We start from the raw sequence: 26,996 nt of genomic DNA, 5'->3' as shown, positions 1-26,996 counted from the left end.
GCGCGAGGTTGTCTAGAGTGCTAGTCATGATCGAGATCGCAACGTCACCGGCGACGACCACGCTCGTCATCACGGGGGACCTGGATCTCGTCGAGCGTGACCAGTTCCCGGAGATCGCCGCCCGGGTGGTCGGCCTTCGACGCCAGCTCCTGGTGATCGACATGTGCCGGGTCACGTTCATGGACTCGACCGGCGCAGCCTTCCTGATCTCGCTCGCCGACTCGGGGCGCAAGCGCGGCGGGGCGACGGTGCTGCGCGGGTGCGACGACCGTGACCTGTTCGTGCTCGAGGTGTGCGGCGCCCTGGACCTGTTCCGGATCGACTCCGAGCACCACTGCTCGTCGGCGACGACGACTCCCCCGCGGGACGAGTTCCCTCAGTCGTCCTGAGGCTCAACCGGGGTCGGGCCGCTCGCCGGGTCGCTCGGCGCGGGCTTGCCGGACCCGAAGTCCGGCAGCCCCTCGGTGCGCATCGTCGCCCAGACGATCTTGCCGGCCGACGACGGACGCCAGCCCCACTCGGCCAGGCGCTCCACGATCTGGATCCCGAACCCGCCCACACGGTTGGCGTGGCCGTCGGTGGAGACGGGCGGCGCGGGGTTGGAGTCCTCGATCTCGATCCGTAGCCCGTCCGGGGTGTCGAAGAGCCGGAGCGCGATGTGACCCCACCCGTGCACGACCCCGTTGGCCACGAGCTCCGAGACCACGAGCTCCGCACTGACCGGACTGCCCAGTCCCCAGGCGGCGCACGTGCGCGCGACGGCGTGACGCGCACGACCGATCGAGGCCGGCTCGCTCGGCAGGAGCCACCGACGGCTGCGCGGGCTCGAGGAGTCGCCCGACCGGGTCGTCTCAGAGCCGGGGATGCGGACGACGACGAGCGCGACGTCGTCCTCGGGCGCCTCGGCCAGGCGGGAGAGCAGCTCCTCGCCGATCCCCGCGGCGTCGTGCGCCTCGATCGTGGCCGCCGTCTCGACGAGCGTGTCGAGACCGACCCGCAGAGATCGGTCCCGTCGCTCGATCAGTCCGTCGGTGTAGAAGAGCAGCGTGTCCCCGGGCTGCACGTCGACCGGCGCGGTCTCCCGCGGCGAGGAGCCGAACCCGACCAGGGGGCCACCGCCGTCGTCGAGCATGATGACCTCGCCGTCGCGCACCCGCAGCGGCGGGAGGTGTCCGGCGCGCGAGTACTCGAACGTCCAGCGCTCCGGGATCGCGACGTCGGCCTCCTCGTCGTGCGAGGCGGCGTGCCGCTTGAAGGTGGCGTACACGAGACTCGCGGACCGCGGGATCCTCATGCCCGAGACGAGCGCGTCGACGCGGTCCAGGACCGGTCCCGGGGTCGTGCGCTCGTAGGCGTAGGCGCGCGCGACCGACCGGAGCTGTCCCATGGTGGCCGCTGCCTCGACGTCGTGCCCCACGACGTCGCCGACGACGACCCCGACGACGTCCTGCGTCACCTGCAGGATGTCGTACCAGTCGCCGCCCACCTGGGCGTGGTCGGAGTTCGGTGCGTAGTACGTCCAGACGTCGAGCCCGGAGACGTCCGCCTGCTCCGGGAGCATCGAGCGTTGCAGCGTCTCGGCCAGACGGTGCTCGCGGGCGTAGAGCCGGGCGTTGTCGATCGCGAGGCCGGCGCGGCGGGCCGTCACGCCGAGGACCGTGCGCACGTCTCCGGAGCGCTGGTCCTCGTCGTCGAACGGGATCGCGACGAGAAGACCGAGGACGCGCCGTCGGCCCGGGACGGCGTGCACCGCCACCGACCGGTCGAGCAGGTGATGCCCTGCGTGCTCCTCGAGGTCCTCCGCGAGCCAGCGCGACGCAGATCCTCGCGGGTAGTCGCCGTGCGGGTCGAACGTCAGGACGCCCTCGAACGTGCCGTTCAGAAGTTCTTGGACGGAGTCCTCGACGTCCGCCAGCAGGTTCTGGGCACCGCTGCCCGGCCGCAGTGCATCGCCGAGCGCGTCGGTCTCCCCCGTCTCCGGGTGCGACTGCCGGCCGCCGCGCCGCTTGCTCGTGCGGCGCATGTGCATGTGTCCCCGTCCCGAGGGCGGGGCGGTCACGTCGAGCCGGTCGGCGAGGACGAGCCCGCCGTCGTTCATGTAGATGCCGGCCCAGGCGACGACGCGGCCGGTGAGCTGGTCGGCCAGCTCACGCATCGCGTACGGGCTCTCGACCTCGGAGAGCACCTCGGTCACGCGCGAGATGGTGTGCAGCGCGGTGCGCTCACGGCGCGCGTCCTCGAGCGACACGCGCTGGGCTCGTTCGCGACGGACGTGTGCGGAGACGTCCTGCAGGACCGCCACCCAGTACGCGTCGTCAACGCCGCCGGCAGCGATCGGGTCCAGACTGACCTGCGTCCACACCTGGCGGGACCGGCGGCTCGTGTGCAGCGTGACCTGGACGGACCGGCCCGCCTCCAGGGCAGAGACGACCGTGACGTCCTGGTCGGTCTCGACACGCTCGAGGGCGAAGTCGACCGCCGGGCGGCCGACCACCTCGGACGCCGGAGAGTTCACGTACTCGCAGAAGGCGTCGTTGACCCAGAGGATCCGTGCCTCGTCGAGCCACGGTCCGGCGATGCACATCGCGACGGAGGACGACGCGAGTGCGGCGGCGCGGGCCTCCGCCGGGAGCGAGAGCTCCCCGCCGGGGCTCGGCACGGGACCAGGAAGAAAGGGACGAACGGCAGATTCAGCCGTCGATCTGTCAGACATGACCGCCCTGTCCTCTCTGTTCACCCGCGCGTTGCTGTCGCAAGGTGCCATTCAACCGTAGATTAGTCCCCCAGGAGACCCCGACACCGGGGTCACGTCGAGAGGAGCACCGTGTCCGACGGTCCCAACACCGCACCCGGCGCACTAACGGACGGGGCCGGCACGCAGCCGGGCGACCCCGCGAGCGTCCACGTCATCGTCGGGACGAACCGTGCGCGGATCGTCCTGTCCGGGGAGATCGACGCCGATCTCGGGGCTGACCTCGCCGAGGCCACCTCGCACGCCGAGGCTGCCGGCCTGCCCGTCGAGATCGACGCGCACCACGTCACCTTCATGGATTCCTCCGGTGTCGCCTTCCTCGCGCGCCTCGCGTCCCGGAACCCACACCCCGTCCGCGTCCTGCGGGCACCCCCGACGGTCCGGTTCCTGCTCGAGGTGACCCGCATCGGCGAGCTGCTGGAGATCATCGACGAGGACCCCGGGTTCGAGGTCAACGAAGACCGCTGAGGCGGGCCCGACCGCGGCGCAGCGTCGCGCCCGCACCCCGAAGAACACCTCTCGACCCTGCCGCAGACGACACGAGGGCCCCGCACCGGTCGGTGCGGGGCCCTCGTGCGACTCAGGGAGTCGTCACATCTTGTTGCCGGCCGAGCGCAGCTGCTGCGCGGCCTCGACGATGCGGGCGGCCATGCCGGCCTCTGCCTTCTTGCCCCAGGCGCGCGGGTCGTAGGCCTTCTTGTTCCCGACCTCGCCGTCGACCTTCAGGACGCCGTCGTAGTTCTCGAACATGTGGCTGACGACGGGACGCGTGTAGGCGTACTGCGTGTCGGTGTCGATGTTCATCTTGATGACGCCGTTGTCCACAGCCTCGGAGATCTCCTCGGCCGTCGAGCCGGAGCCACCGTGGAACACGAGGTCGAACGGGTTCTCCTTGCCGATCTTGGCGCCGACGCCGTCCTGGATCTCCTTGAGGAGGGCCGGACGCAGCTTGACGGCACCCGGCTTGTAGACGCCGTGCACGTTGCCGAAGGTCAGCGCGGTCAGGTAGCGACCGTTCTCGCCGGCACCGAGGGCCTCGACCGTGGCGAGGCCGTCCTCGACGGACGTGTAGAGCTTCTCGTTGATCTCGGCCTCGTGGCCGTCCTCCTCGCCACCGACGACGCCGACCTCGATCTCGAGGATCGTGTTGGCGGCGACGGAGAGCTGCAGGAGCTCCTTCGCGATGACCAGGTTCTCGTCCAGCGGGATGTTCGAGCCGTCGAACATGTGCGACTGGAAGGTCGGGAGCTGGCCGTCCTTGACCTGCTGCGCCTCCAGCTCGAGGAGCGGGCGGACCCAGCTGTCGAGGTTCTGCTTGGTGCAGTGGTCGGTGTGCAGCGCGATGTTGACGCCGTAGTGCTTCGCGACCTCGTGGGCGTAGGCGGCGAGCGCCAGCGTGCCGGAGACGCGGTTCTTGATCGTCGAGCCGGAGGCGTACTCGGCGCCACCGACGGAGACCTGGATGATGCCGTCCGACTCCGCCTCGGCGAAGCCCTGGATGGCGGCGGTGATGGTCTGCGACGAGGTGATGTTCACGGCGGGGTAGGCGAACGAGCCTGCCTTCGCCCGGTTGATCATCTCGGCGTAGACCTCGGGGGTTGCGATAGGCATCTGCAGATCTCCAAACGACGGGAGGGGGCGCGGGTGCCAACGGCGGGGCGTGAGCACCCAGGGGTTCGTTCATCATTCTGCCATGCCAGGCCCACGTGTCGGCATCCGTCCGGCGCTCGGACGGATTGCTCCCACCGCGACCGATTCGCGTTGTTTCGGACTCCCGACGACGCGGCTCGCGCTACGGGGAGGGGTGCGGGACGTGCTGCAGCACCCAGCTGTGCATCGCGATCGCCCCGGCCGCGCCGGCGTTGATCGAGCGTGTGGAGCCGTACTGGGTGATGTGCACGACGACGTCGCACGCCTCCTGCATCGGGGGCGTCAGCCCCGTGGACTCCTGGCCGAGCACGAGCACGCAGCGCTCGGGCCAGACGAAGCCCTCCATCGGCACCGAGCCCGGCACGTTGTCGACGCCGACGACCGCGAGGCCCTCCCCTCGAGCCCGCTCCACGAACCCCTCGACGTCCGGGTGGTGCTCGACGTGCAGGTAGCGGTCGGTCACCATCGCCCCGCGCCGGTTCCAACGACGTCGCCCGACGACGTGCACCCCGGCCACGTTGAAGGCGTTCGCCGTCCGCACGACGGAGCCGATGTTGAAGTCGTGCGCCCAGTTCTCGATGGCGACGTGCAGCGGGTGGCGTCGCGTGTCGAGCTCGGCGACGATCGCCTCGACGCTCCAGTACCGGAACTCGTCAGGGACGTTGCGACGGTCGCCCTCGGCCAACAGCTCGGCGTCGTACCGCGGGTCGTCCGGCCACGCCGCCTCCCCGCCGGGCCACGGGCCCACCCCGACCAGGTCTTCACGTGGTGTTGGATCGACGTCGGCCATGCGGACATTGTCCCCGAGTAGGCTGAAGTCATGACAGAGCCGCATCGCGAGATCACCAGCTGGCTGACCGACATGGACGGCGTGCTCGTCCACGAGGGGCACGCCATCCCCGGCGCGCCCGAGTTCGTCCGGGCCCTGCGCGACGCAGAACGGCCCTTCCTGATCCTCACGAACAACTCGATCTTCACGGCGCGCGACCTCAGGGCGCGCCTCGCCTCGTCGGGCATCGACGTTCCCGAGGAGTCCATCTGGACCTCGGCCCTGGCCACCGCGCAGTTCCTCGCCGACCAGAACCCTGGCGGTTCCGCCTACGCGATCGGCGAGGCCGGGCTGACGACGGCGCTGTACGAGGCGGGGTACACGCTGACGGAGTCCGACCCGGACTACGTGGTGCTGGGCGAGACCCGCACCTACTCGTTCGAGGCGATCACCAAGGCGGTCCGCCTGATCAAGGGCGGATCGCGGTTCATCTGCACCAACCCGGACACGACCGGTCCCTCCGTCGAGGGCCCGCTGCCCGCGACCGGCGCCGTGGCCGCGATGATCACCGCGGCCACCCAGCGCGACCCCTACTTCGTCGGCAAGCCCAACCCGATGATGTTCCGCTCGGCCCTGAACCGGATCGACGCCCACTCGGAGCACACCGCGATGGTGGGCGACCGGATGGACACCGACGTCGTCGCGGGGATCGAGGCGGGGCTCTACACCTACCTGGTGCTGACCGGCTCGACGAAGATCGAGGACGTCGACACCTACCCGTTCCGTCCGAGCGAGGTCAAGGACTCCGTCGCCGACCTCGTCGACCTGGTCTGAGTCGACCTGGTCTGAGCCCGGCTCAGGCGAGCCCGAGGTCCTGCAGGTCGAACAGGTAGCGGTACGGCACGCCGAGCGCCTCGATCTTCTCCCCGGCGCCCGTGGCACGGTCGACGATCGTCGCGCAGGCCACCACCTCGGCACCCGCCTCCCGGCACGCCTCGATCGCCGCGATCGGCGAGCCACCCGTCGTCGTGGTGTCCTCGAGGACGACGACGCGGCGTCCCGCGATGTCGGGCCCCTCGACCTGGCGCTGCATGCCGTGCGCCTTGGCGGCCTTGCGGACCACGAACGCGTCGAGGTCCAGGCCGCGCGAGGCGGACGCGTGCAGCAGCGCCGTGGCGATCGGGTCGGCACCGAGGGTCAGACCGCCCGCCGCCTCGACGTCGGCCGGTCCGAATCCCCACTCCTCCAGCGCGTCGAGCATCACGTGCCCGATCAGCGGTGCTGCACGGTGGTGGAGCGTCGTCCGGCGCAGGTCGACGTAGTAGTCGGCCTCCTTGCCGGAGGAGAGCGTCACCTTGCCGTGCACGACGGCGAGGTCGCGGATGAGCTCACGGAGCTGTTCGCGGGGCGTGGGGCCGAAGGAGTCTGCGTTCGTCACGAGGCCAGGGTATCGGTGCCCGGAGGGTCGACGCGGAGGACGACCAGCGCGACGTCGTCGTCCTCGAGCTCCGGCAGGCAGGCGGTGAGGACCGCGTCGGAGAGGCGTCGCGGGGACGCGTCGTCGAGCCGGGCGACGACGTCGCACAGCCGGCCCAGCGAGTCGGTGATCATCTCCCCGCGGCGTTCGATCAACCCGTCGGTGAACACGAGGATGCTGTCACCCGGCCCGAGCCGGAGACGTCCGCTCTCACGCGCCGCCGGCAGGCGGAGACCGAGCAGTGCCCCGACCGGTGCGTCGACGAGGTGCGTGGGACCCGCCGCCCGGTGGACCACCGGGGGCAGCGACCCGGCGCGCGCGCAGAGCACGTCGCGGTGCCCGCCTGCCTCCTCGGGGCTGACCGCGACGACGTTCACGGCGGTGAGGTCGCCCAGATGCAGCCCGGCGGCGATCTCCTCGGCCCGGTCGAGGATCTCGCCGGGTGGCCCCACGGAGTCGTAGGCGACGGTGCGCAGCACTCCGCGCAGCTGTGCCATCGAGACCGCGGCGACCATGTCGTGGCCCATCACGTCGCCGACGACGACGATCGTCCAGCCGTCCGCACGGACGACGACGTCGTACCAGTCGCCGCCGAGGTTCGAGTCGGCCGGCGCGGGCCGGTACCGCACGTCGACGGACAGGCCCGGAGTCGGCGGCGGCTCGGTCAGCACGGAGTCCTGGAGCTGGAGGGTGACCTGGCGCTCCCGCGCGACCTTGCGGCCGATCTCCTCGACCGAGCTCCGGATAGCCAGGGCGCGGGGGACGGAGTCCTCGGCGGGGACCTCCTCGATCTCCGCGGGCCGGAAGATCGACGTGACGTCCTCGAGGCGGAGCACGACGTGCGAGACCTCGTAGGACTTCGTGTGGACCGGCATCGCGGTGGGGAGGATGTATCGCTCCCGGTGCGAGCCGTCCGGCCCGACGACGTCGAGCTTGTGAGGTTCGACGATCTCGTACCGGCCCGACTGGACGACGCGCTTGATGGCGGCGACGACCGTGTCGACGCTCTGTGGTGTCGCCAGTCGCTGAGCAGGGTCGATGTCCAGGAGGTGCCGCCCGATCAGCACCGACCTCGGCAGGCCCCGGCTCTCGACGTACGCGTCGTTGACCTCGAGGACCACGAGGTCCCGCGAGAGGACCATCTTGGGTGCGACGAGGGAGGCGAAGACCGCGTGATAGTCGACCTCGGCAGCCGCTCCGGAGGGCAAGATGCGCGCGTCCTGCACATCACGACCCATGCACCGAAACCTACCAACCGGTTGCTCGAGAGCGGTCTCGACGCCCAGCCGTCGAACACCCCGGTCTTACGGGCTGAGCAATCTATCATCGACGGGCCCGACCCGACGAGATCCCGCGCACCGCACCGCGCGGCAGCAGGCGCAGCAGCCCGGACGCCATCGAGTACCGGATCGAGGGGGTCGAGATCACCGCGCCGCGCCGGACGTCGGCGAGCGCCCGCGCGACGACGGCATCCGGCCGCAACCAGACGACCTCGGGGTAGGCGTCCATCCGCATCTTCGCGCGCCCGTGGAACTCGGTGTGCACGAACCCGGGGCAGAGCACCGTCGCCGACACCCCCGAGCCTGCGAGCTCGACGGCGAGCCCCTCCGTGAACGTCCGCACCCAGGCCTTGTGCGCGGAGTACGTGCCGCTCGTCATCAGCGCCGCCACGGACCCGACGTTCAGGATCGCGCCGCGCCCGTGCTCGACCATCTGCTCGGCAGCGGCCCGCGACAGCACCATCACCGCACGCACCATCACGTCCAGCGCCGCCAGCTCCTCGTCGACGTCACCGGTCACGAACCGCTGGTGCAGCCCGTACCCGGCGTTGTTGACGAGCAGGCCGACGCGGCGCTCCGTCGCCCGCAGCCGGTCCGCGACCCGCTCGACGTCCTCGGCGACCGACAGGTCGGCCGGCAGCACCTCGACGTGCACGCCCGCCGCGGCGTAGAGCTGCGCAGCAAGGCGCTCGAGCCGCTCGACGTCGCGCGCCACCAGCACCAGGTCGTGCCGCGCCGCGGCGAGCTGCCATGCGAACTCCAGGCCGAGGCCGGCGCTCGCGCCGGTGATCAATGCTGTCCCCATGGACCACAGCGTACGGGTGAGACGACGGCGAGCGGAACGTCCGCCGTCGTGCGTCGCCCGGATACGCTGGGCCGATGCGCATCGCCACCTGGAACGTGAACTCCGTCCGCACCCGCGCCGAGCGCGTCGTCGCCTGGCTGGAGCGGACGGGGACGGACGTCCTCGCCATCCAGGAGACCAAGTGCAAGGAGGAGCAGTTCCCGCACGCTGTCTTCGAGGCCGCCGGGTACGAGGTGGCGGTCGTCGGCCTCAACCAGTGGAACGGCGTCGCGATCGCGTCCCGCGTGGGGATCGACGACGTCGAACGCGGCTTCCTCGGCCAGCCGGGCTTCGGCGACCCGGAAGTCGTCGAGCCGCGCGCGATCGGGGCGACCTGCGGCGGTGTGCGCGTCTGGTCGCTCTACGTGCCGAACGGGCGCGAGCTCGACCACCCGCACTACGCCTACAAGCTGCGCTGGCTCGAGGCCCTGCAGCGCGAGGCCACCGAGTGGGTCGCGGCGTCCCCCGACCTGCCGCTCGCCCTCATGGGCGACTGGAACGTCGTCCCCCTCGACACCGATGTCTGGGACGTCGCGGCGTTCGCCGGCAAGACCCACGTCTCCCCCGCCGAGCGGGACGCGTTCGCCGCGTTCGCGGACGCGGGTCTCACCGAGGTCAGCCGTGAGCACCTGCCGGCCGAGAACACCTACACCTACTGGGACTACCAGCAGCTCGCGTTCCCCAAGAACAAGGGCATGCGGATCGACTTCGCCTACGCCTCCCCCGCGCTGCGCGCCCGTGTCGACTCCGTGACGATCGACCGCGACGAGCGCAAGGGCAAGGGGGCCTCCGACCACGTGCCGGTGATCCTCGACCTCGCCGACTGACCCGCCCCAGACTCCAGCGTCGCGCCACCGCGCGATCGCGGGTCTCCGCCACGTCGTGAAACAGCCAAGGACACGGTCGGCGCCCGTGGCTACATTGACGTCATGAGCAACCCGTACGAGCCGCCGCAGCCCGACGACGCCGACCGACGGCCGGACCCGACCGAGCCTCCGCCGTCGCCCGGGTCCACACCGCCCGCGTCGCCCCCGCCCGGGGGTGCCCCGGGCTACGGGACTCCACCGCCGCCGTCGGGAACCCCCGGGCATCAGGCTCCGCCGCCGTACTCACAGCCAGGAACTCCCCCGCCCTACGCCGGGGCGCCCTACGGGAGCGCCCCGTACGCACAGCCCTCCTACGGCACGGCCCCCGCCCCGCAGAAGACCAACGGGATGGCGATCGCCTCGCTCGCGACCTCGGTCGCCGGGTTCGTCATGCTCTGCGGCATCCCCTGCCCGGTGGGACTCGTCCTCGGGATCATCGCCCTGCGACAGGTCAAGGAACGCGGGGAGCAGGGCCGCGGGATGGCACTCGGAGGCGTGATCGTCGGCGCGATCGGCACGGCGTTCCTGGTCTTCGCGGTGATCTTCTTCCTCTCCGTCATCGGCGTCGCGTCGACGGACACCGGATACTCGAGCACCTACTGACACGACTCCACAGCTCGCGCGCTACGGCGCCGCGGATACCTCCGCAGACTTGGCGAGGACCTCGGTGACGTCTGCCCAGAAGACAGCACGACCGGCGTTCGTCGCGGAACGGTTCGGCTCGTCCTCACCGAAGAGCGGTGTATGAGGCGGTAGGGCGATGCCGTGCCCGGCAAGCTCGTTGATCGACGATCGAATCTGCCGGCCCTCGTCCGGCGCAAGACGGCCGAGGATGTCGTCCTGGAACCTGCACGACGGCCAGACCTCGTCAGCAGTGCCACAGGCAAGGACGACCGGGCCCGCGATCGACTCGACGTCGATCTCGGGCCCACCGGTCGGCCGGTCCGAGCATCCCGGGTCCACCGGTTCGCCTCCGTACGTCCATGCGGAACTCCCCCGCGGGAGCGAGCAGTCGAAGAAGCCGGCCGCGACGGGCGCGATCGCACCGCGAACGAGGTCGGGATGCTCCGCGGCGAGCCAGAGAGCGGGCTCAGCGCCTCGAGAGTTGCCGAAGGCAAAGACCCGATCCGTGTCGACGCCCGGCTGCTCGCGGAGCACGTCGAGCGCGTGCTCGAACGTCTCGAGCGGCACCTCGCTGAGCGTGTCGGGGCCGGTCGGCACGTCGAAGTAGCCCAATGCGAGCGCGGGGTACCCGAGACCGGCGACTGCACGCCCGAGGGCCTCGCCACCGACCGTCCCTCCTTCCGACCCGCCGAGGACGAGGACGCCGGGACGGGCCTCGGCATACGGGTCCCAGTCTGCCGGCACGATCCACGACCCCGTCAGGCCGTCGGCATCCAGCGGCTCGACCCTCACGCCCGGCGCGATGCCGGGTATCGCGACCTCGGCCGTCGCGACGGCACCATCGTCGTCCACGACCTCCAGGTCGAGCACCTGCGGCTCGAACCAGTCCTCCGGACTCATCTGCCCGTCCGCCGTCAGCGCCCAGAGCGCTACGCCCGTCCCGGGCGTGGTCCAGTCACCGCTGACAGGTCGGTCTGACGCGAGGTCGAGGAGTCCGTCGTCGGGAACGTCGAACGTCGCCTCGGCTCGATACGTCGAGCCAGAGTCCGTCTCCATCGACGAACGAACGGTCGCCTCGTCGCCCGGCACGAGTCCGGTGACGGAGACCTCCAGCGGAGCGAACGGCCCGTCGCCCTGGGTCGTTCGGATGGTGGGGGCCGATTCTGCCGAACAACTCGCCATCGCGAGGAAGATCGCCAGACTCGCGACAGCTCGACGGCCGGTGCGAGGTTGGGCGACCACAGGAACTCCCCTATTCGGACGAACGACGACGCCGACCCAGGGTCGGGGCAGGGCTCTTCACCAGCCTTGCACGGATCCCGGGTCGGCGTTCGACGGAGGACGGCTGTCAGCCCAGGGTGACGACGACCTTCACCTCGGCGCCCTCGGGCTGCGCGGGGATCGGCTGGTCGGCCGGGTGGTCGACGCCGTCGATCGTCACCGAGGCGACACCCTTCGAGACGTGGTCGGGGTTCTTGACCTCGATCTCGTAGACGGCGCCACGCCACTCACGACGCACCTCGAACCCGTCCCAGTCCTTCGGGATCGCGGGGTCGACGATCAGGCCGTCGAGTGCCAGGCGGATGCCGAGGATGTACTTGGTCGCGGCCGTGTACATCCACCCGGCCGTCCCGGTGAGCCACGGGTTCTGCGCCTTGCCGAAGTCCTCGTGGTCACGGCCGTAGAGGAACTGCACGTAGGCGTACGGCTCGGCTCCACGGACCTCGATGTTGTCGTTCTGGTTGTACGGCAGAATCGAGTCGTAGAAGGCGACGGCCTCGTCGCCACGTCCGAGCATGGCCTCGGCGATGATCGGCCACGCGTTCGGGTGGCTGAAGATCGACGCGTTCTCCTTGATGCCCGGGTAGACGCGCGTCAGGAAGCCGACGGTGTCGTCGATCTCCGTGAACGCCGGCCAGGCGAGGTGGTTGCCGTACTCGGAGCCGAGCAGCTCACGGACGGAGTCCATCGACTGCTCGCCGCGCTCCTGGCTGGTGATCCCGGCGATGACGGGCCATGCCTGGTGCTCGAGGAAGATCTTGCCCTGCTTGTTCTCGTTCGAGCCGACCTTGACGCCGTCGCGCGTGTAGCCGCGGACCCACCACTTGCCGTCCCACAGCTCACGGTCGGCGACGGCGGTGATCCGGGCCAGCTCCGCCTCGTACTTCTCGACGTCCTCGGTCCGGCCCAGCGGGCGCGCGATCTCGAGGAACGCGCGGATGGCCCAGGCGTGCAGGAAGGTCACGAGCGCCGTCTGCCCGCCACCGAGGTTGAGGCAGTCGTTCCAGTCGGCGCGGAGCCCGAGCGCGACGCCGTTCTCACCGACCTGCTCCGTGGAGAAGTCGAGCGCCCGCTTGAGGTGCTCGTACACCGTGGCGGGGGTGCCCTCGGCGAACGGGATCTCCTCGTCGAGGAAGTCGAGCCGCCCGGTCTCCTTGACGTACTCCACGACCGACGGCACGAGCCACAGGTGGTCGTCCGAGCAGGTGTCCTCGAGGCCGTGGATCAGGTCCGCGGTGCTCGGCGTCGGCACGATCGTCGGCGAGGGGACGTCCGGGAGCTTCGGGGCGTCCGGGTCGAAGGCCTTCGGGTCGAACAGGTGCAGCCCGTACCCGGCCTCGGTCTGCGCCCGCAGGAGCTCGACGATGCGCTGGTGCGTCTTGGTCGGGTTGGAGTGGATGACGCTCATGACGTCCTGGGCGGTGTCCCGGTATCCCAGGCCCGCACGGCCGCCGACCTCGACGAACGACGCGAACCGCGACCACACGACGCAGGTCTCCGCCTGGAGCAGCGTCCAGGTGTTGATCATCGTGTTCATGCCCTCGTGGGGCGTGCGGATGCGGAGCTTGTCCTGCTTGTCGGTCCAGTGCTTGCGCAGGCGGGCGCGCTCGGCGTCGACCGTCGCGAGGTCGGCGTACTTGGCCTGCATGGCGCGCCCGGCCTCGTCCCGCGAGCCGTAGCCCAGCAGGTAGACGACGCGCTTGGTCTCCCCCGGCTGCAGCGTGATCTTGTGCTGCAGCGAGCCGCAGTGGTTCTGCGTGGTCCCGGACTTGTTCGACCCCTCGCCGCGCTCGATCGCGATCGGGTTCGACTCCGACCGGTAGGAGCCGATGAAGTTGTCGCGCAGGGAGTCGTAGGACGACGGTGTCTCGCTGGAGGCGAAGTAGTGGTGCGTCCAGGGCTCGTAGTAGAAGTCGTACTCGATGATCCCGTCCTCGTACGAGGAGCCGGACGCGTAGAGCGACATCTGCAGGTTCTGGTTGTCGATCGTGATCGTGTGGAAGCTGAACTCCACGTACGACCCGACGGTCAGCGTCCGCACCTCGTCCGAGGTGTTGGTGACCTTCACGTCCCAGAGCTCGACGTCGTCGTCCAGCGGGATGACGATGGTCTGCTCGGCCTCGATGCCCTTGTACTTCGCCTCGAACGTCGAGTACCCGAGTCCGTGGCGCGTGGTGTACTCGGCCCCGTCCTCGTGACCGTCGGCCTTCAGCGGCTTGCCGACCGGCTGCCAGGAGACGGACCAGAAGTCGCCGTCGGCGTCGTCGCGCAGGTAGACGTAGTGGCCCGGTCGGTCCAGCGGGACCCCGTTGGGACGGAAGCGGGAGATCCGCCCGTACTGGGAGGACTCGTAGTACGAGTACCCGCCGCCGTTGTGAGACAGGACGGTACAGAAGTCCTTCGTCCCCAGGTAGTTCGTCCACGAGACCGGCACGTCCGGTCGGTCGATGACGTACTCGTCGCGGTCGGTGTCGAAATGGCCGTAGCGCATCGGGGGTGGTTCCTGTCTCTCAGTTCGGGGCGTGCTCGGCGAGTACGGGTCAGATGCCGGCGGTGACGAAGGTCTTGAGCCAGTCGAGCAGCTCGGTCGCCTTCTCCGGCGAGTCGGCCTCGACGAACATCCGCAGCACCGGCTCGGTGCCGGAGAAGCGCAGCAGGGCCCAGTTGTCGTTCTCCAGCAGGATCTTGGTGCCGTCGAGGTGCGAGACGCTGACCACCGAGTACTCGCCGATGTGCGTCAGGGGCTCGGCCTCGAGACGGCGCGGCACCGCGATCCGCATCTCGGGCGTGGCGGGGACCCCGGCCTCGAGCGTGTAAAGGCGCCCGGTGATCTCGTAGATCATCTCGCGCAGCTCGGAGATCCGCTTGCCCGTGCGGGCCAGCATCTCGACCACGAGCGCGCACGCGAAGATGCCGTCCTTGCCGAGGATCCAGCCGCGGATCGTCAGACCACCCGACGACTCGCCGCCGAGGACGGCTCCGATCTTGTCCATCCCGGCGGTGACGTGCTTGAAGCCGACGCGGCACTCGAACGACTCCTCGCCGAAGTGCGCGGCGAGCCGGTCGAGCAGGTGCGTGGTCGCGAGGTTGCGGACGACGCCGCCCTTCTCGCCACGGACCTCGTGCAGGTACCAGTAGAGGAGGAGCAGGAGGTCGTTGCTCGAGATGTACTCGCCGGTCTCGTCGACGATGCCGATCCGGTCGGAATCGCCGTCGGTCGCCATGCCGAGGTCGTAGCGACCGCCGCCCGACTCGATCATCGAGATCAGCGTGGACAGTCGCTGCAGGTCCGGGGCCGGCGCGATCCCGCCGAACAGCGGGTTGTGCGCGGCGTGGATGAACTCGGCGCGCACGCGCATGTCGTTGAGGATCGTGCCGAGCGTGCCCTGGCTGGTGCCGTACATCGGGTCGACGATCACGCGCAGGTCCGAGCCCCGCACGGACTCGACGTCGACGATCTTCTCGATCGCGTCCACGTAGGGCTCGGTGAGCACGCGGTCCGTGATCATGCCGGTGCGGCGCGCCAGGTCGATGTCGAGGGTGATGACGTCGTCCACGGACAGAGCGTTGGCCTCGTCCTGATAGCGGTCGGTCTCCTCGTCCAGCGGCAGCGACCCGTCGCGGCGGAACACCTTCATGCCGTTCCACTCCGGCGGGTTGTGCGACGACGTGATGATGATGCCGTAGGCCGCGTCGAGGTACGGGGCGGCGAACGTCACGAGCGGTGTCGGGACGTCGTCGGGCAGGAGCGTGACGGGGATGTTGTTCCCGGCGAACACCTCGGCGGCGGCCTCGGCCGACTCGCGCGAGAGGAAGCGGCGGTCGCCGCCGATGACGACGCCGTTGGTCTCGAGCCCCTGGCGCACGACCTCGTTCGCGACGGCCTGGCACAGGCGACGGACGTTCGCGAGCGTGTAGCCCTCGCCGATGACGGCGCGCCACCCGCCGGTGCCGAAGACGATCTTGGTGTCGGTGTTCTTCTTGGGGATGAAGAGCCGCTTGAGGACGACGTCGGCCGCCTCCGCGAGCTCGTCCTCCGAGTTGACGCCGCGCACCTCGTCGGTGTCGTAGATGCGGTAGCTGGAGATCTTCCGGTCGGCGCCGATCACGCGACGCGCGACCTCAGTGAGGCGGTGCTCGCCCTCGGCCGCCAGCGCCTCGATCTGCGAGAACAGCAGCCCCGGGGCGGCGACGTAGGCGCCGACGTTGACCTCGGTGAGCCGACCCTCGGTCGCGGTGCGGTCCTCCTGCTCGAGGATGGCGCTGATGGCGTGGTCGGTGGTGCGCTCGATGCGGCCGTACCCGGGCTCGGGGTTCTCGACGACGGCGGTCAGGAGAGAGAGGTCGGCGCCGGTCAGCGTGTGACGGGTGAGCAGGCCCCGCAGCGACTGGGCGCGCAGGAGAGGCGTGTCCGCGTAGGTGACCAGCACCGCGGCGTCGCCCGCCTGGTCGCCGAGCGCGTGCCCGATCGCGGTCCGTGCGGCGAGGGCGGCGTCGCCGGTCCCCCGGGGGCTGAGCTGCGTGACGTACGTGAGGTCGTCGCCCAGAAGGCCTGGAATCTCTGTCTCGTCGGGTGAGATGACGACGACGATCCGGTCGGCCGGGATGACCTTGCGGACGTTGACGAGCGCGAGCTCGACGACCGTCGAGTCACCGAGCGGGTGGGTCAGGAGCGCGCGGGACTGCTCGTCGTGGCCCGCGGCGAGCACGACCGCCGCACGCGCGCTCTGCGTTGTTACCTGCTGCGACCGGGTCATGTGCCGTCCTCGGTGTCGGTGACGCGTCCGGCACGACCGGGCAGACCGTGCCTCCTCGGGCCATCGTAACGCTTTAGGCCACCGTCCTTGCAAAGTACGGGCGGTGAACTTTTGCGAACCCTCCTGGCCGATGACGCGACGCAGCGCCCGCGCTTGCCCCGTGGAGGCCTGCACCCTGGTCAGGGTGTCGACGCGGGCTCCTCCGCTACAGGGCCCTGAACCAGTCGTGCCCGCGCGTCTCCCAGGCAGGGGCGACCGCCGCGACGCGGGTCGCGTGGTCGGCGTACGACGACGCCCCGGCGGGCGACCAGGCCCGTTCGGCCAGGCCGGCGAGCCTCGGCAGGAGCAACAGGTCGAGGTCCCGCGCGTCGGTGACCGACTCGCACCAGATCGCCGCCTCGACGCCGGCGACGGCCTCGGCGGGCAGTGCGTGGACGGCCGTCGACGGCTCCCAGGAGTAGAAGTCCTCCACGGTGCCGGGGGCGTAGGCAGGAAGTCCGAGCCGTGCGCGGTCCGCCTCCTGCGCCGGGTCGTCCGAGGGTGCCGAGTACTGGCGGTCGAGATAGGCGTGCGCCGTCGGCGAGACGATCGCCCGGGCGCCCTGGTCCAGCGTGCGCCCGACGTCGGCCGGCGCCTTGGAGAACATCTCGACCAGCACGTCGAGCAGTGCCGGGTCGACGTGGTCGAACTGGCTGCGGTCCACCGTCGTCCCGTCCGTAGGCACGAAGTCGATCCAGTGCTGGGCGAGCGCATCCGGACCCAGAAGCCCGCGGGACGCCTCCTGCCAACCGACCACGCGCCGCCCGCGGGCCACGACCTCGGAGGCGAAGCGGGTCACGAAGGCTGCGTGGACGTCGTCGGGCATCCCGACCGCCTCGTCACCACCGATGTGGACGTACCGGGACGGGAAGACGTCGACGACCGTGTCGAGGACGTCTGAGAGCACGGCCCACGTGGCCTCGAGGTCGGGGTCGAGGGTCGAGGGCCCCGCCTGCCCGTCGGCACGCTCCCCCGCGGTGGCCGCACGATCCCCGAGGAGCTCCGGGTAGGCGGCGAGCATCGCCGCCGAGTGCCCTGGCACGTCGATCTCGGGGACGATCGCGACCCGCCGGGCGGCGGCGTACCGGACGAGGCCCCGCAGGTCCTCGACGGTGTAGTAGCCCCCACGCCGGTCCCCCACCGCGCCGCGGGCACCGACCTGGGTCAGCGCCGGACGCTCCGGGACCTCGATCCGCCAGCCCTGGTCGTCCGTCAGGTGCAGGTGCAGCACGTTCATCCGGTGCATCGCGAGCAGGTCGATCACCCGGCGGACGGTCGCGACGTCGTGGAAGGTCCGCGCGACGTCGAACGAGAGCCCGCGCCAGGCGTAGCGCGGGGAGTCGACGACGCGGACGGCACCCAGGGTGCGCGCACCCGTCTCAGGGTCTACAGGGGCGGCGACCAGCAGCTGGCGCAGCACCGTGAGGCCCCGGAGCACCCCCTCAGCCCCGCGCCCGCGCACTCGCACGCCGTCGTCGGTGACCGCGAGTGCGTAGGACTCGCTCACGGCGGCCCGCCCGTCCGCCCGGACACCCTGCGGGACCCCGAGGGCCGCGAGCTCGGGGTCGTCGACCGCCACCTCGCACACGATCGCGCCGGCGTGCACGGCGCCGGACCCGGACGTCACGTCGAGACGCAGACCGGTCTCGACGGCCAGGTCGTCGGCGAACACGTGCGCCATGGCCGCGGCCAGAGGGTCCGTGACGACGACGGGCGTCGCGTCCGACAGCACGAAGGAACCGTCGGCCTCGGTGACGGACAGCGGGAGCGGGACGACAGGGAACATGACAGCCTCTCGGACGATTTTCGGGACGACCACGGGAGCGGGGTCGTCGTTCAGACCTCGACGCGGCCCAGGAGCCACAGGTGTGCGCGCAACGCCGCGGCCATGTCGACACGCTCGTCGGGGCGGTCCCGGTCCATCAACCACTGCACCTGGAGCCCGTCCATCAGCGCGACGATCGAACGCGCTGTCGCCCCCACGTCGGTCGACGCGGGCAGGCGGTCGTCGTCGACCATCCGGGCGAGCTCCTCGGAGATCCGCTCGATCAGGCTCTGGTACCGCTGCTGGAAGTAGGCGTGCGCCGGGTGATCGGGAACGGTCGCCTCGATCGAGAGCATCGCGTAGAGCTCGATCATCCCCGGCTGCGACTGGTTCCGCTGGACCATCTGGACGAGGGCGGCGAAGAACCCGACCCCCTCCGACCGGTCCTCCGCGAGCCGGACCTCGTCGAGCTCGTCCCGGTGCTCGAGCACCGCCGCGAGCAGCGTCTCCTTGGTCGGGAAGTGGTGCAGGAGCCCCGGGTGCGAGATACCGACGCGCGAGGAGATCTCCCGCAGAGACGCCGCGCGGTAGCCCACCTCACCGAAGAGACCTGTGGCTGCTTCGATGATCTCGAGGCGCTTGCGCCGACCCTTCGCATACCCGCGCACGGGCGCGACCTCCGACATCGAACTCCTTCGCGACACATGACCGGTGCGCGACGAGTTGAGACTGACGCGCCGTTTGTGACGATATCGCGACCAACCTACCCCCGTCGCCACGAGAAAGCGCCCATCCGGTAGGTGCGAGACGATCGCGGGCAGCACCCTAGTAGCCGAACTCCTGCGCCCAGTAGACGCCCGCCTGCCCCACACCGATCGTCCGGAACGAGCAGTTCACGATGTTGGCCCGGTGACCCGCGCTCGCCATCCACTCCTTCATCACCTGGGTCGCGCTCGTCTGGCCGCGTGCCAGGTTCTCGCCACCCGGGGCCGAGTACCCGGCCGCGCGGATCCGCTGGTCGAACGTCCGTCCGTCCAGGCTGGTGTGCGAGAAGTAGCCATTGGCCGCCATGTCGTTCACGTGGCCCTGCGCCGCGGCGCTCAGCGCGCCGTTCGAGCTCACGGGTCCGCACCCGGCCTGGGCCCGGTACCAGTTGGTCTGCTGCACGATCCCGCCCGACGGTGCTGACGGGGCAGCGGGTTCCGCCGCCGGCGCGGACGACGACGTGGACCCGGACGACGAGGAGCCGCCCGAGCTCGACGAACCGCCCGACGAGCCCCCCGACGAACCCGTCGATGCACGGGCACGAGGTGCCTGGTTCAGCGCTGCCATCGTGGCGGAACCGGCGACCCCGTCGGCAGACAACCCGTACGCGGCCTGAAACTGGCGCAGCGCGGCGTCCGTGCCCGCCCCGAAGTCCCCGTCCGCGTAGAGGTTCCAGCCGTGGGCCTGGAGCCGCTGCTGGACCGCGACGACCGCCGCGCCCGTCGAACCCCGACGGGGAGGGCCGGCGCTCAGGTCATCCTTCGGCCCAGACCCCTGCTCCGACGCCGACTCCTTGCCAGAGTTGCCGTTCGACGGTCCGTCGTCGCTCTCCTGCGCGGCAGCCGCCTTCTCGGCGGCAGCGTCCGCCTGAGCCTTCTTCTTCGCCGCCGCCTTCTCCTTCGCCTTCGTCTCTGCCGCAGCCTTCGCTTCTGCCTCGGATTCCGCCTTCTCGGCAGCGGCGCGCCGGATCTCCTCCAGCTCTTCCTGGCGCTCGATCTCGGCAGCGACCCCCCGACCGTGCTCGCGGCGCTCGGCCGCCGACGCGAAGACCGCCTCCGCCTCGGGCGTGGAGTGCGCGGCCGGAACCCCCGGGATCTCGACGACGGGCGCGCCGGCACCCGCATCGACGGCCGCAGTGCCGCTCACGAGGAGCGCGACGACCCCGATGGAGAGCCACGCGCGGTGACGCGTGTGCTGCACAGGCAGGTGCTCAAAACTCATCCTCGACCCCCGGATTGCCGCTATGACCCGGTGTGATCACCGGACCGCCACGACTCACGCTATGGAGGGTCCGAACGTTTCGCCTGTTGAAATGTTGACTTTTCTCCCGGTTGCGTGCTAACGGACAATGACGTACTGCGCCGGTGCCGGAGACACGCCGAGCACGCGGTGATGTCTCCCGACCCGCGAGGGAGGAGACACATCACCGCGTGCTCGACGGCGGAGCGTGACCGGCCGGTGCTGACCACGCCCGAGATCAGACGACGCTGAGCGCCAGACCGGGCTCGTCACCGTCGGACGGACGGTCGACACGGACCGTCGACCCGTCCGGGACCTGGCCGGCGAGCAGGAGCCGTGCGAGCCGGTCGCCGATCTCGCGCTGCACCAGGCGACGCAGCGGCCGCGCACCGTAGGCGGGGTCGAACCCCTCGAGCGCGAGCCATTCCCGCGCGTCGTCGGTGACGTCGAGCGTGATCCGGCGGTCGGCCAGCCGTGCCGCGAGCGCCGACACCTGGATCTCGACGATCCGACCGAGCTCGGTGATGTTCAGCGGGTCGAAGATCACGACGTCGTCGAGCCGGTTGAGGAACTCCGGCTTGAACGAGGCACGGACCGCGGTCATGACGGACTCCCGCTTGACGCTCTCGTCCAGGGTCGGGTCCACGAGGAACTGCGACCCGAGGTTCGAGGTCAGCACGAGGATGACGTTGCGGAAGTCCACCGTGCGGCCCTGACCGTCGGTCAGACGGCCGTCGTCGAGCACCTGGAGCAGGATGTCGAACACCTCGGGGTGGGCCTTCTCGACTTCGTCGAGGAGCACCACGGAGTACGGACGACGCCGCACGGCCTCGGTGAGCTGGCCACCCTCCTCGTACCCGACGTACCCCGGGGGCGCGCCGACGAGCCGTGCCACGGAGTGCTTCTCCGCGTACTCGGACATGTCGATGCGCACCATGGCGCGCTCGTCGTCGAACAGGAAGTCGGCGAGCGACTTGGCGAGCTCGGTCTTGCCGACCCCGGTGGGCCCGAGGAACAGGAACGATCCCGTGGGGCGGTCAGGGTCGGCCACGCCGGCCCGCGAGCGCCGCACCGCGTCCGAGACGGAGGCGACGGCGGCCCGCTGACCGATCAGCCGGTCGGCGATCACGTCCTCCATGTGCAGGAGCTTCTCGGACTCGCCCTGGAGCATGCGCCCGGCGGGGATGCCCGTCCAGGACGAGACGACCTCCGCGATCTCGTCGGCGCCGACCTTCTCGGCGACCATCGGGTCCTGGTCCTCGCTCGCGTCCTTGATGGCCTCCTCGTGCTCAGCCTCGGCGAGCTGACGCTCGACCTGGGGGATCTCGCCGTACAGCAGGCGTGCGGCGCTCTCCAGGTCGTTCTCGCGCTGGAACCGCTCGGCCTCGGTGCGGAGCTCGTCGATCCGCGCACGCAGCTCACCGATGCGGTTGTGCCCTGCCTTCTCCTGCTCCCACCGGGCCGTCAGCCCGGCGAGCTCCTCGCGACGGTCCGCGAGGTCGGCGCGCAGCTTCTCGAGACGGTCGACCGAGGCGTCGTCGTCGGACTCCTTGAGGACGACCTCCTCCATCTCCAGGCGCGTGACGGCACGCTGGAGCTCGTCGATCTCGATCGGCGAGGAGTCCATCTCCATCCGCAGGCGCGACGCGGCCTCGTCGACGAGGTCGATGGCCTTGTCGGGCAGCTGGCGGCTGGTGATGTAGCGGTCGGAGAGTGCCGCGGCGGCCACGAGCGCGGAGTCGGCGATCGTCACCTTGTGGTGCGCCTCGTACCGCTCCTTGAGGCCGCGCAGGATCGCGACGGTGTCCTCGACGGTCGGCTCGCCGACGTAGACCTGCTGGAAACGGCGCTCCAGCGCGGGGTCCTTCTCCACGTGCTCGCGGTACTCGTCGAGGGTGGTCGCACCGACGAGGCGCAGCTCGCCGCGCGCGAGCATGGGCTTGAGCATGTTGCCCGCGTCCATCGCGCCCTCACCACCGGCGCCTGCCCCGACGACGGTGTGGAGCTCGTCGATAAAGGTGACCACCTCGCCGTCGGACGCCGTGATCTCCTCCAGCACCGCCTTCAGACGCTCCTCGAACTCACCGCGGTACTTGGCACCGGCGACCATCGCCGCCAGGTCGAGCGAGATCAGCCTCTTGCCCTGGAGCGACGTCGGGACGTCGCCCGCGACGATGCGCTGGGCCAGCCCCTCGACGACGGCGGTCTTGCCGACGCCCGGGTCACCGATCAGGACGGGGTTGTTCTTGGTCCGGCGGCTGAGCACCTGGACGACGCGGCGGATCTCGGCGTCGCGGCCGATCACCGGGTCGAGACGGCCCTCCCGCGCACGGGCGGTCAGGTCGAGCCCGTACTGCTCCAGCGCCTTGTACGTCCCCTCGGGGTTGGGGCTGGTCACCCGGCCGTTGCCGCGGACCGACGGCAGCGCGGAGCGCAGCGAGTCCGCCGACGCGCCGGCGTCCGCCAGGATCTGCGCCGCCGGGGACGAACCGGCCGCCAGGCCGATCAGGAGGTGCTCGGTGGAGACGTACTCGTCACCGAGGGCCTCGGCCTCCTTCTGCGCGAGGTCCAGTGCGGCAGAGGTGCCGCGGGACGCCGTCGGCTGCGCGACCGCCGACCCGCTCGCGGCCGGGAGCGCGACGAGCTGGGCGCGCACCTTCTGGCCGATCGCCTGCGTGTCCGCGCCGACGGCGTCGAGCAGTCCACGGGCCACACCGGTGTCCTGCGCGAGCAACGACCCCAAGAGATGGACGGGCTCGAGCTGGGGGTTCTGGGCGGCCGACGCACTCTGGATCGCGTCGCCGATCGCCTGCTGGGACATGGTGGTGAACTTTGCGTCCATGAGTACTCGCTTTCGTCGCAGGGAGTCTCGGCTGGATGCGCGAGACCGTCTGTAGGAGTCAACCTCGACAAAGTTGAGTCTATTCCGCTCAACCCTGGATCGGCCACTCGCTCACCGGCCTCGCGCACCCCACAGTCGCCCGCCGATCGCAGCATCTGCGCCCTTCAACCCTGCGAACGTGTCAGAGGCAGTCCGGCGCTTCGATCCCCGCCTCACGCAGCTGCGCCGTCATCTCCTCGAGCGACCCCGCCGGCTCGATGCCGTTCTCCAGCAGGCACTCACGCGCCATCTGCTCATCACCGCGACTGCTCTGCACCTCGTCGGTGGCCTGCCAGAGCATGTCGACGAACCTGAACTCGGACTCGTAGCACTCCGCGTCCGCGCCGCCCTCGACAACGGCGTCCGGGACCGCGAACTCGTACATGTTCCCCGCGGATCGCACGCTCCCCAGGTCGAACCCGGCCGCGGACAGGCACTCCTCGTAGCGCCGGAAGGCCGTCTCGTACTCCTCGGCGGACGCGCTGCGATCACCGATCTCGGCAGCCTGGACCGTCGATGCGCCCGAGAGGTCAAGACCGGCGAGCACGTCCTCCGCCCTCCGCTGGGACGGCGTGTCCGAGGAGTCGTCAGGACTCTCTGGCACCGTCGGGGACGCGCAGCCTCCCAGCAGCGCCGCCGCGAGCCCCAGGGCGCCTGCTCGTCGTGCCAGTCTCCCAAAGATGATGGTCGTCTCCTGCTTCATGCCGCTCCCCCGTCGTCAGTCTTCGTCGTCTGATCTGCACAAAGTACTTGTTTCACCTGTAAACGGTCAAGAGATCGCAAGAGTGCCGCCCGCGCCGCCGCGTCCGATTTCCGCTAGCGCCGTGCGGGCCGGAGAGCGCACGATGAACGCATGACTACCCCGAGCACCGGCGCACCGACGTCGTTCGACGAGCGCTACCGCGCCATCGACGCCCGCGACCGCCGGTTCGACGGACAATTCATCACCGCCGTGCGGACCACCGGCATCTACTGCCGCCCCTCCTGCCCGGCGCGGACACCGAAGCCGGAGAACGTCACCTTCTACCGCACCTCCGCCGCCGCGCACGAGGCGGGCTACCGCGCCTGCAAGCGATGCCTGCCGGAGGCCGTCCCCGGCACGCCCGACTGGAACATCACCCACGACGTCGCCGCCCGTTCGATGCGGCTGATCACCGACGGCGTCGTCGACCGGGACGGCGTCGGCGGCCTCGCCGCACGCCTCGGATACTCCGAACGGCACCTGGGCCGGCTCCTGCACGCCGAGCTCGGCGCCGGACCCCTCGCACTCGCGCGTGCCGCCCGCGCGCAGACCGCCCGCGCCCTTGTCACTGGCACTGACCTCCCTCTCGCCGACGTCGCGTTCGCCGCCGGATTCGGCAGCATTCGACAGTTCAACGACACCGTCGCCGAGGTGTACGGGCTCACGCCGACGGCGCTGCGTGCGACGCGCCGTCGTGCGGAATCACCCGGGCGGCACGACGGCGGGACGAACCTCACCCTGAACCTCCCCGTCCGCGAGCCCTACGACGACGGGGTGTTCGGCTTCTTGGCGGCGCGCGCCGTCGACGGCGTCGAGACGGTCGTCGGCGAGCCCGGCGCGCCGTGGGAGTACAGCCGGGCCCTCGCCCTGCCCCACGGCGACGGGCTCGCGACGGCGCGCTGGGACGGTCGGTTCAGCGTGCGGCTCGCGCTCGCCTCGCTGGCCGACCTCCCGGTCGCCGTCGCCCGCCTGCGCCGACTCTTCGACCTGGACGCCGACCCCGCGGCGGTCGACGCCGTGCTCGCCGCCGACCCCGCCCTCGCACCGCGCGTGGCCGCCGTGCCCGGGATCCGCGTACCCGGCGCGGTCGACCCGCACGAGATCGTGATCCGCGCGATGGTCGGCCAGCAGATCAGCGTCGCCGCTGCGCGCACGCACCTCGGCCGCCTCGCCGAGCTGGGTGCGCCGCTCGACCCACCCGCAGCACGCGACGCACCCGACACCGCGCCGAGGCCGGCCCGGCAGTTCCCGACGGCCGCCGCGATCGCCGAGCACGGCCGCGACCACCTCCGGGGCCCACGGCGACGGATCGAGTCCGTCGTCACCGTCGCGGGCGCACTGGCCGACGGATCACTCGTCGTCGGACCCGCCGAGGACCCCACCGAGCTGCGTGCCGCCCTACTCGCCCAGCCCGGGATCGGGCCGTGGACGGCCGACTACGTCGCGATGCGCGTCCTCGGCGACCCCGACGTCCTGCTCCCCCGCGACGTCGCCCTGGCCGCAGGCGCCAGTGCGCTCGGGCTGCCGCCGCTCACCCCCGAATCCACCGCGCACTGGTCGCCGTGGCGCTCCTACGCCGCGCTCCACCTCTGGCGCACCCCCACCCGGAAGGCCCTCTGATGACCACCGCCGCCGCCACCGCCTGCACCCTCGACACCCCGGACGGACCGTTCAGCGTCGTCACGCGCGCCGACGGCGCCGTCCTCGCCTCCGGATGGACCGACGACGTCGGCTCCCTCGTCGCGCTGATCCACCCGACCCTGCGCCCGGCCGAGGTCCGGCCAGCGCGGGAGGACGACCCCGCCGTCGGGCATGCCGTCGCCGCCGTCCGCGCGTACTACGCGGGCGACATCGCCGCACCGGGCCGGGTCGCCGTCGTGCAGGTCTCGGGTCCCTTCCGCGAGGCCGCCTGGGAGACGCTGCGCGACGTCGAGCCCGGTGCACCCGTGACGTACACCGAGTACGCCGAGCGGTCGGGGCGCCCGGCCGCGGTCCGCGCGGCCGCCGGGGCGTGCGCGATGAACGCCGCCGCGCTGTTCGTCCCCTGCCACCGCGTCCTGCGCAACGACGGCTCGCTCGGAGGGTTCCGGTACGGACTCGCGATCAAGGAGTCGCTGCTCGCCCGCGAGGCCGCCGATCGCCCGGCGTGACCGACCGCACCGCCGGGCACGGGGCGTCCGCCGCGGCCGTGCCCGGCGTCGTCGTGCGTGTCAGGTGGTCGGGAGCGACGGGTCGTCGGGCAACGAGAGCGTCAGCACGCACCCGGCGACGAGCGGCCGACCCACGATCTGCCGTTCCAGCTCCGCGAGCCGCCGCGCGACGTCCGACTCGGCGTCGTCCCCGGTCAGGTCCACGGCCGCGACCAGGTAGACCGACCGCGGCCCCACGTACTCGACCCGCAGGTACGTGACGCGCAGGACGCCCGGCAGCTGTGTCAACGACTCGGTGACGTCCGTCCGCACCCGCGGATCGACTCCCTCACCGACCAGGAAGCGTCGATTGCGGTCGATCAGCACCACCGAGACGACCGCCAGCAGCACACCGACGGCGATCGACCCGATCGCGTCCGGGATCGGCGAGCCCGTGATCTGATGGGCGAGGATCCCGGCGAACGCGATCAAGAGACCCGCGAGCGCTGCCGCATCCTCCGCGAAGACCGCCCGGACGGTCGGGTCCGAGGTCCTCAGGACGTGCGCGGCGACCGACCTGTCCGCGGACTTCGCCTCCCGACGCACCTGGCGGAACGCCTGCAGGAACGAGATGCCCTCGAGGACGAACGCGACCGCGAGCACGGCGTAGGCGATGCCGTAGTCGCCCGCCGGCTCCGGGTGCACGAGCTCCTGGATGCCGTGCGTGATGGAGACGCCCGCACCGACCGCGAACAGCCCGATCGCCGCGAACATCGACCAGACGTAGGCCTCGCGGCCGTAACCGAGCGGGTGCTCGCGGTCGGCAGGGCGGCGTGCGCGCTTGTCCGCGACGAGGAGGAACACCTCGTTGCCCGTGTCCGCCCACGAGTGGACCGCCTCGGCCACCATCGAGGCCGACCCCGTGACGACGGCGGCGGCCGACTTGGCGATCGCGATCAGCAGGTTCGCGCCGAACGCGATGAGCACGGTGAGCGTGCTCTCCGACGACTCGCCGGCCTCCACGACCCGGGGACTCGGGACGGCAGTGGCGGGCGGGCCGCCTGCGGTCGATCCGGCCGCGGTCGATCCGGGGAGGGCCGAGCCGTGCTCGGTGTCGTCGCTCATCCGTCTGGTCT

The 26,996-nt window shown here is 70.9% G+C and carries 22 protein-coding genes; 7 read left to right on the top strand and 15 right to left on the bottom strand.

All coding sequences use genetic code 11. From position 1 onward, the window contains the following. Positions 1-26 precede the first annotated feature (26 nt). Positions 27-389 (top strand): STAS domain-containing protein, encoded by a 363-nt coding sequence (locus Q343_RS0101935; RefSeq protein ID WP_029251906.1) that lies wholly within the window; start codon positions 27-29, stop codon positions 387-389. Here the strand turns inward: Q343_RS0101935 and Q343_RS0101930 are convergent. Then, on the bottom strand, positions 377-2,659 hold the full coding sequence (locus Q343_RS0101930; RefSeq protein ID WP_052366773.1) for a SpoIIE family protein phosphatase: 2,283 nt from the start codon (positions 2,657-2,659) through the stop codon (positions 377-379). The genes Q343_RS0101935 and Q343_RS0101930 overlap by 13 nt on opposite strands. 165 nt (positions 2,660-2,824) lie before the next feature. On the opposite strand from Q343_RS0101930, the gene Q343_RS13750 reads away from it, so the two are divergent. Next, positions 2,825-3,220: an STAS domain-containing protein gene (locus Q343_RS13750; protein ID WP_043109142.1), complete on the top strand. Its 396-nt coding sequence runs from the start codon at positions 2,825-2,827 to the stop codon at positions 3,218-3,220. Positions 3,221-3,343: 123 nt separating this feature from the next. On the opposite strand, the gene fbaA is transcribed toward Q343_RS13750, so the two are convergent. Both fbaA and Q343_RS0101915 read right to left on the bottom strand, forming a co-directional pair. Then, positions 3,344-4,363, bottom strand: coding sequence for a class II fructose-bisphosphate aldolase (gene fbaA, locus Q343_RS0101920; protein ID WP_029251903.1), 1,020 nt, complete (start codon positions 4,361-4,363; stop codon positions 3,344-3,346). Between the two features lie 181 nt (positions 4,364-4,544). Continuing rightward, positions 4,545-5,192: a TrmH family RNA methyltransferase gene (locus tag Q343_RS0101915; RefSeq protein WP_029251902.1), complete on the bottom strand. Its 648-nt coding sequence runs from the start codon at positions 5,190-5,192 to the stop codon at positions 4,545-4,547. A gap of 30 nt (positions 5,193-5,222) precedes the next feature. Here Q343_RS0101915 and Q343_RS0101910 point away from each other — a divergent pair, with 30 nt between their 5' ends. Beyond that, a complete protein-coding gene (locus Q343_RS0101910; protein ID WP_029251901.1) occupies positions 5,223-6,005 on the top strand; it encodes an HAD-IIA family hydrolase in 783 nt (260 codons plus the stop codon). 22 nt (positions 6,006-6,027) lie between these two features. On the opposite strand, the gene pyrE is transcribed toward Q343_RS0101910, so the two are convergent. The 3 genes from pyrE to Q343_RS0101895 all read right to left on the bottom strand — a co-directional run bounded on the left by pyrE (position 6,028) and on the right by Q343_RS0101895 (position 8,733). Further along, entirely contained in the window at positions 6,028-6,609 is a 582-nt protein-coding gene (gene pyrE / locus Q343_RS0101905) for an orotate phosphoribosyltransferase (RefSeq protein ID WP_029251900.1), read from the bottom strand. Next, positions 6,606-7,886, bottom strand: coding sequence for a PP2C family protein-serine/threonine phosphatase (locus Q343_RS0101900; RefSeq protein WP_081829559.1), 1,281 nt, complete (start codon positions 7,884-7,886; stop codon positions 6,606-6,608). Before Q343_RS0101900 ends, pyrE begins: the two co-directional genes overlap by 4 nt. Positions 7,887-7,971: 85 nt before the next feature. Further along, positions 7,972-8,733, bottom strand: a complete 762-nt coding sequence (locus tag Q343_RS0101895; protein WP_029251898.1) for an SDR family NAD(P)-dependent oxidoreductase — start codon at positions 8,731-8,733, stop codon at positions 7,972-7,974. A 74-nt stretch (positions 8,734-8,807) separates the two neighbouring features. Here Q343_RS0101895 and Q343_RS0101890 point away from each other — a divergent pair, with 74 nt between their 5' ends. Together Q343_RS0101890 and Q343_RS15665 are read left to right on the top strand one after the other, a co-directional pair. Beyond that, entirely contained in the window at positions 8,808-9,599 is a 792-nt protein-coding gene (locus Q343_RS0101890; RefSeq protein WP_029251897.1) for an exodeoxyribonuclease III, read from the top strand. A gap of 102 nt (positions 9,600-9,701) precedes the next feature. Then, complete coding sequence (locus Q343_RS15665) at positions 9,702-10,241, top strand: DUF4190 domain-containing protein (protein ID WP_043109140.1); 540 nt, start codon at positions 9,702-9,704, stop codon at positions 10,239-10,241. A 21-nt stretch (positions 10,242-10,262) separates the two neighbouring features. Here Q343_RS15665 and Q343_RS0101880 read toward each other — a convergent pair whose 3' ends face one another. The 8 genes from Q343_RS0101880 to Q343_RS13740 all read right to left on the bottom strand — a co-directional run bounded on the left by Q343_RS0101880 (position 10,263) and on the right by Q343_RS13740 (position 23,692). Further along, positions 10,263-11,444, bottom strand: coding sequence for an acyl-CoA thioesterase/bile acid-CoA:amino acid N-acyltransferase family protein (locus tag Q343_RS0101880; protein ID WP_029251895.1), 1,182 nt, complete (start codon positions 11,442-11,444; stop codon positions 10,263-10,265). 166 nt (positions 11,445-11,610) lie between these two features. Next, on the bottom strand, positions 11,611-14,034 hold the full coding sequence (locus tag Q343_RS0101875; RefSeq protein ID WP_029251894.1) for a glycoside hydrolase family 94 protein: 2,424 nt from the start codon (positions 14,032-14,034) through the stop codon (positions 11,611-11,613). 49 nt (positions 14,035-14,083) lie between these two features. Continuing rightward, on the bottom strand, positions 14,084-16,300 hold the full coding sequence (locus tag Q343_RS14365) for an NTP transferase domain-containing protein (protein ID WP_052366771.1): 2,217 nt from the start codon (positions 16,298-16,300) through the stop codon (positions 14,084-14,086). Between the two features lie 205 nt (positions 16,301-16,505). After that, positions 16,506-18,125: a beta-N-acetylhexosaminidase gene (locus Q343_RS0101865; RefSeq protein ID WP_155990598.1), complete on the bottom strand. Its 1,620-nt coding sequence runs from the start codon at positions 18,123-18,125 to the stop codon at positions 16,506-16,508. Positions 18,126-18,175: 50 nt separating this feature from the next. Further along, positions 18,176-18,790, bottom strand: coding sequence for a TetR/AcrR family transcriptional regulator (locus tag Q343_RS0101860; RefSeq protein WP_029251891.1), 615 nt, complete (start codon positions 18,788-18,790; stop codon positions 18,176-18,178). Positions 18,791-18,929: 139 nt separating this feature from the next. Continuing rightward, positions 18,930-20,090 carry a CAP domain-containing protein gene (locus Q343_RS14360; protein WP_155990597.1) on the bottom strand — a complete coding sequence of 387 codons (1,161 nt, stop codon included), beginning with the start codon at positions 20,088-20,090 and terminating at the stop codon, positions 18,930-18,932. Between the two features lie 256 nt (positions 20,091-20,346). Beyond that, positions 20,347-22,950, bottom strand: a complete 2,604-nt coding sequence (clpB, locus tag Q343_RS0101850; protein ID WP_029251889.1) for an ATP-dependent chaperone ClpB — start codon at positions 22,948-22,950, stop codon at positions 20,347-20,349. Positions 22,951-23,131: 181 nt separating this feature from the next. Next, complete coding sequence (locus Q343_RS13740) at positions 23,132-23,692, bottom strand: hypothetical protein (RefSeq protein WP_043109138.1); 561 nt, start codon at positions 23,690-23,692, stop codon at positions 23,132-23,134. A 150-nt stretch (positions 23,693-23,842) separates the two neighbouring features. On the opposite strand from Q343_RS13740, the gene Q343_RS0101840 reads away from it, so the two are divergent. Together Q343_RS0101840 and Q343_RS0101835 are read left to right on the top strand one after the other, a co-directional pair. Next, positions 23,843-25,351, top strand: a complete 1,509-nt coding sequence (locus Q343_RS0101840; RefSeq protein WP_029251888.1) for an AlkA N-terminal domain-containing protein — start codon at positions 23,843-23,845, stop codon at positions 25,349-25,351. Continuing rightward, complete coding sequence (locus Q343_RS0101835) at positions 25,351-25,881, top strand: methylated-DNA--[protein]-cysteine S-methyltransferase (protein WP_029251887.1); 531 nt, start codon at positions 25,351-25,353, stop codon at positions 25,879-25,881. The genes Q343_RS0101840 and Q343_RS0101835 overlap by 1 nt, the downstream gene beginning before the upstream one ends. Positions 25,882-25,941: 60 nt before the next feature. Here the strand turns inward: Q343_RS0101835 and Q343_RS0101830 are convergent, their stop codons facing one another. Then, the gene (locus tag Q343_RS0101830) at positions 25,942-26,985 is read right to left on the bottom strand and encodes a cation diffusion facilitator family transporter (RefSeq protein ID WP_081829558.1); all 1,044 of its coding nucleotides are present in this window, start codon (positions 26,983-26,985) and stop codon (positions 25,942-25,944) included. Positions 26,986-26,996 lie beyond the last annotated feature (11 nt).

Source organism: Paraoerskovia marina DSM 21750 (assembly GCF_000701465.1).
Classification (GTDB): domain Bacteria; phylum Actinomycetota; class Actinomycetes; order Actinomycetales; family Cellulomonadaceae; genus Paraoerskovia; species Paraoerskovia marina.
This window is presented reverse-complemented; position numbering and strand designations above follow the sequence as displayed.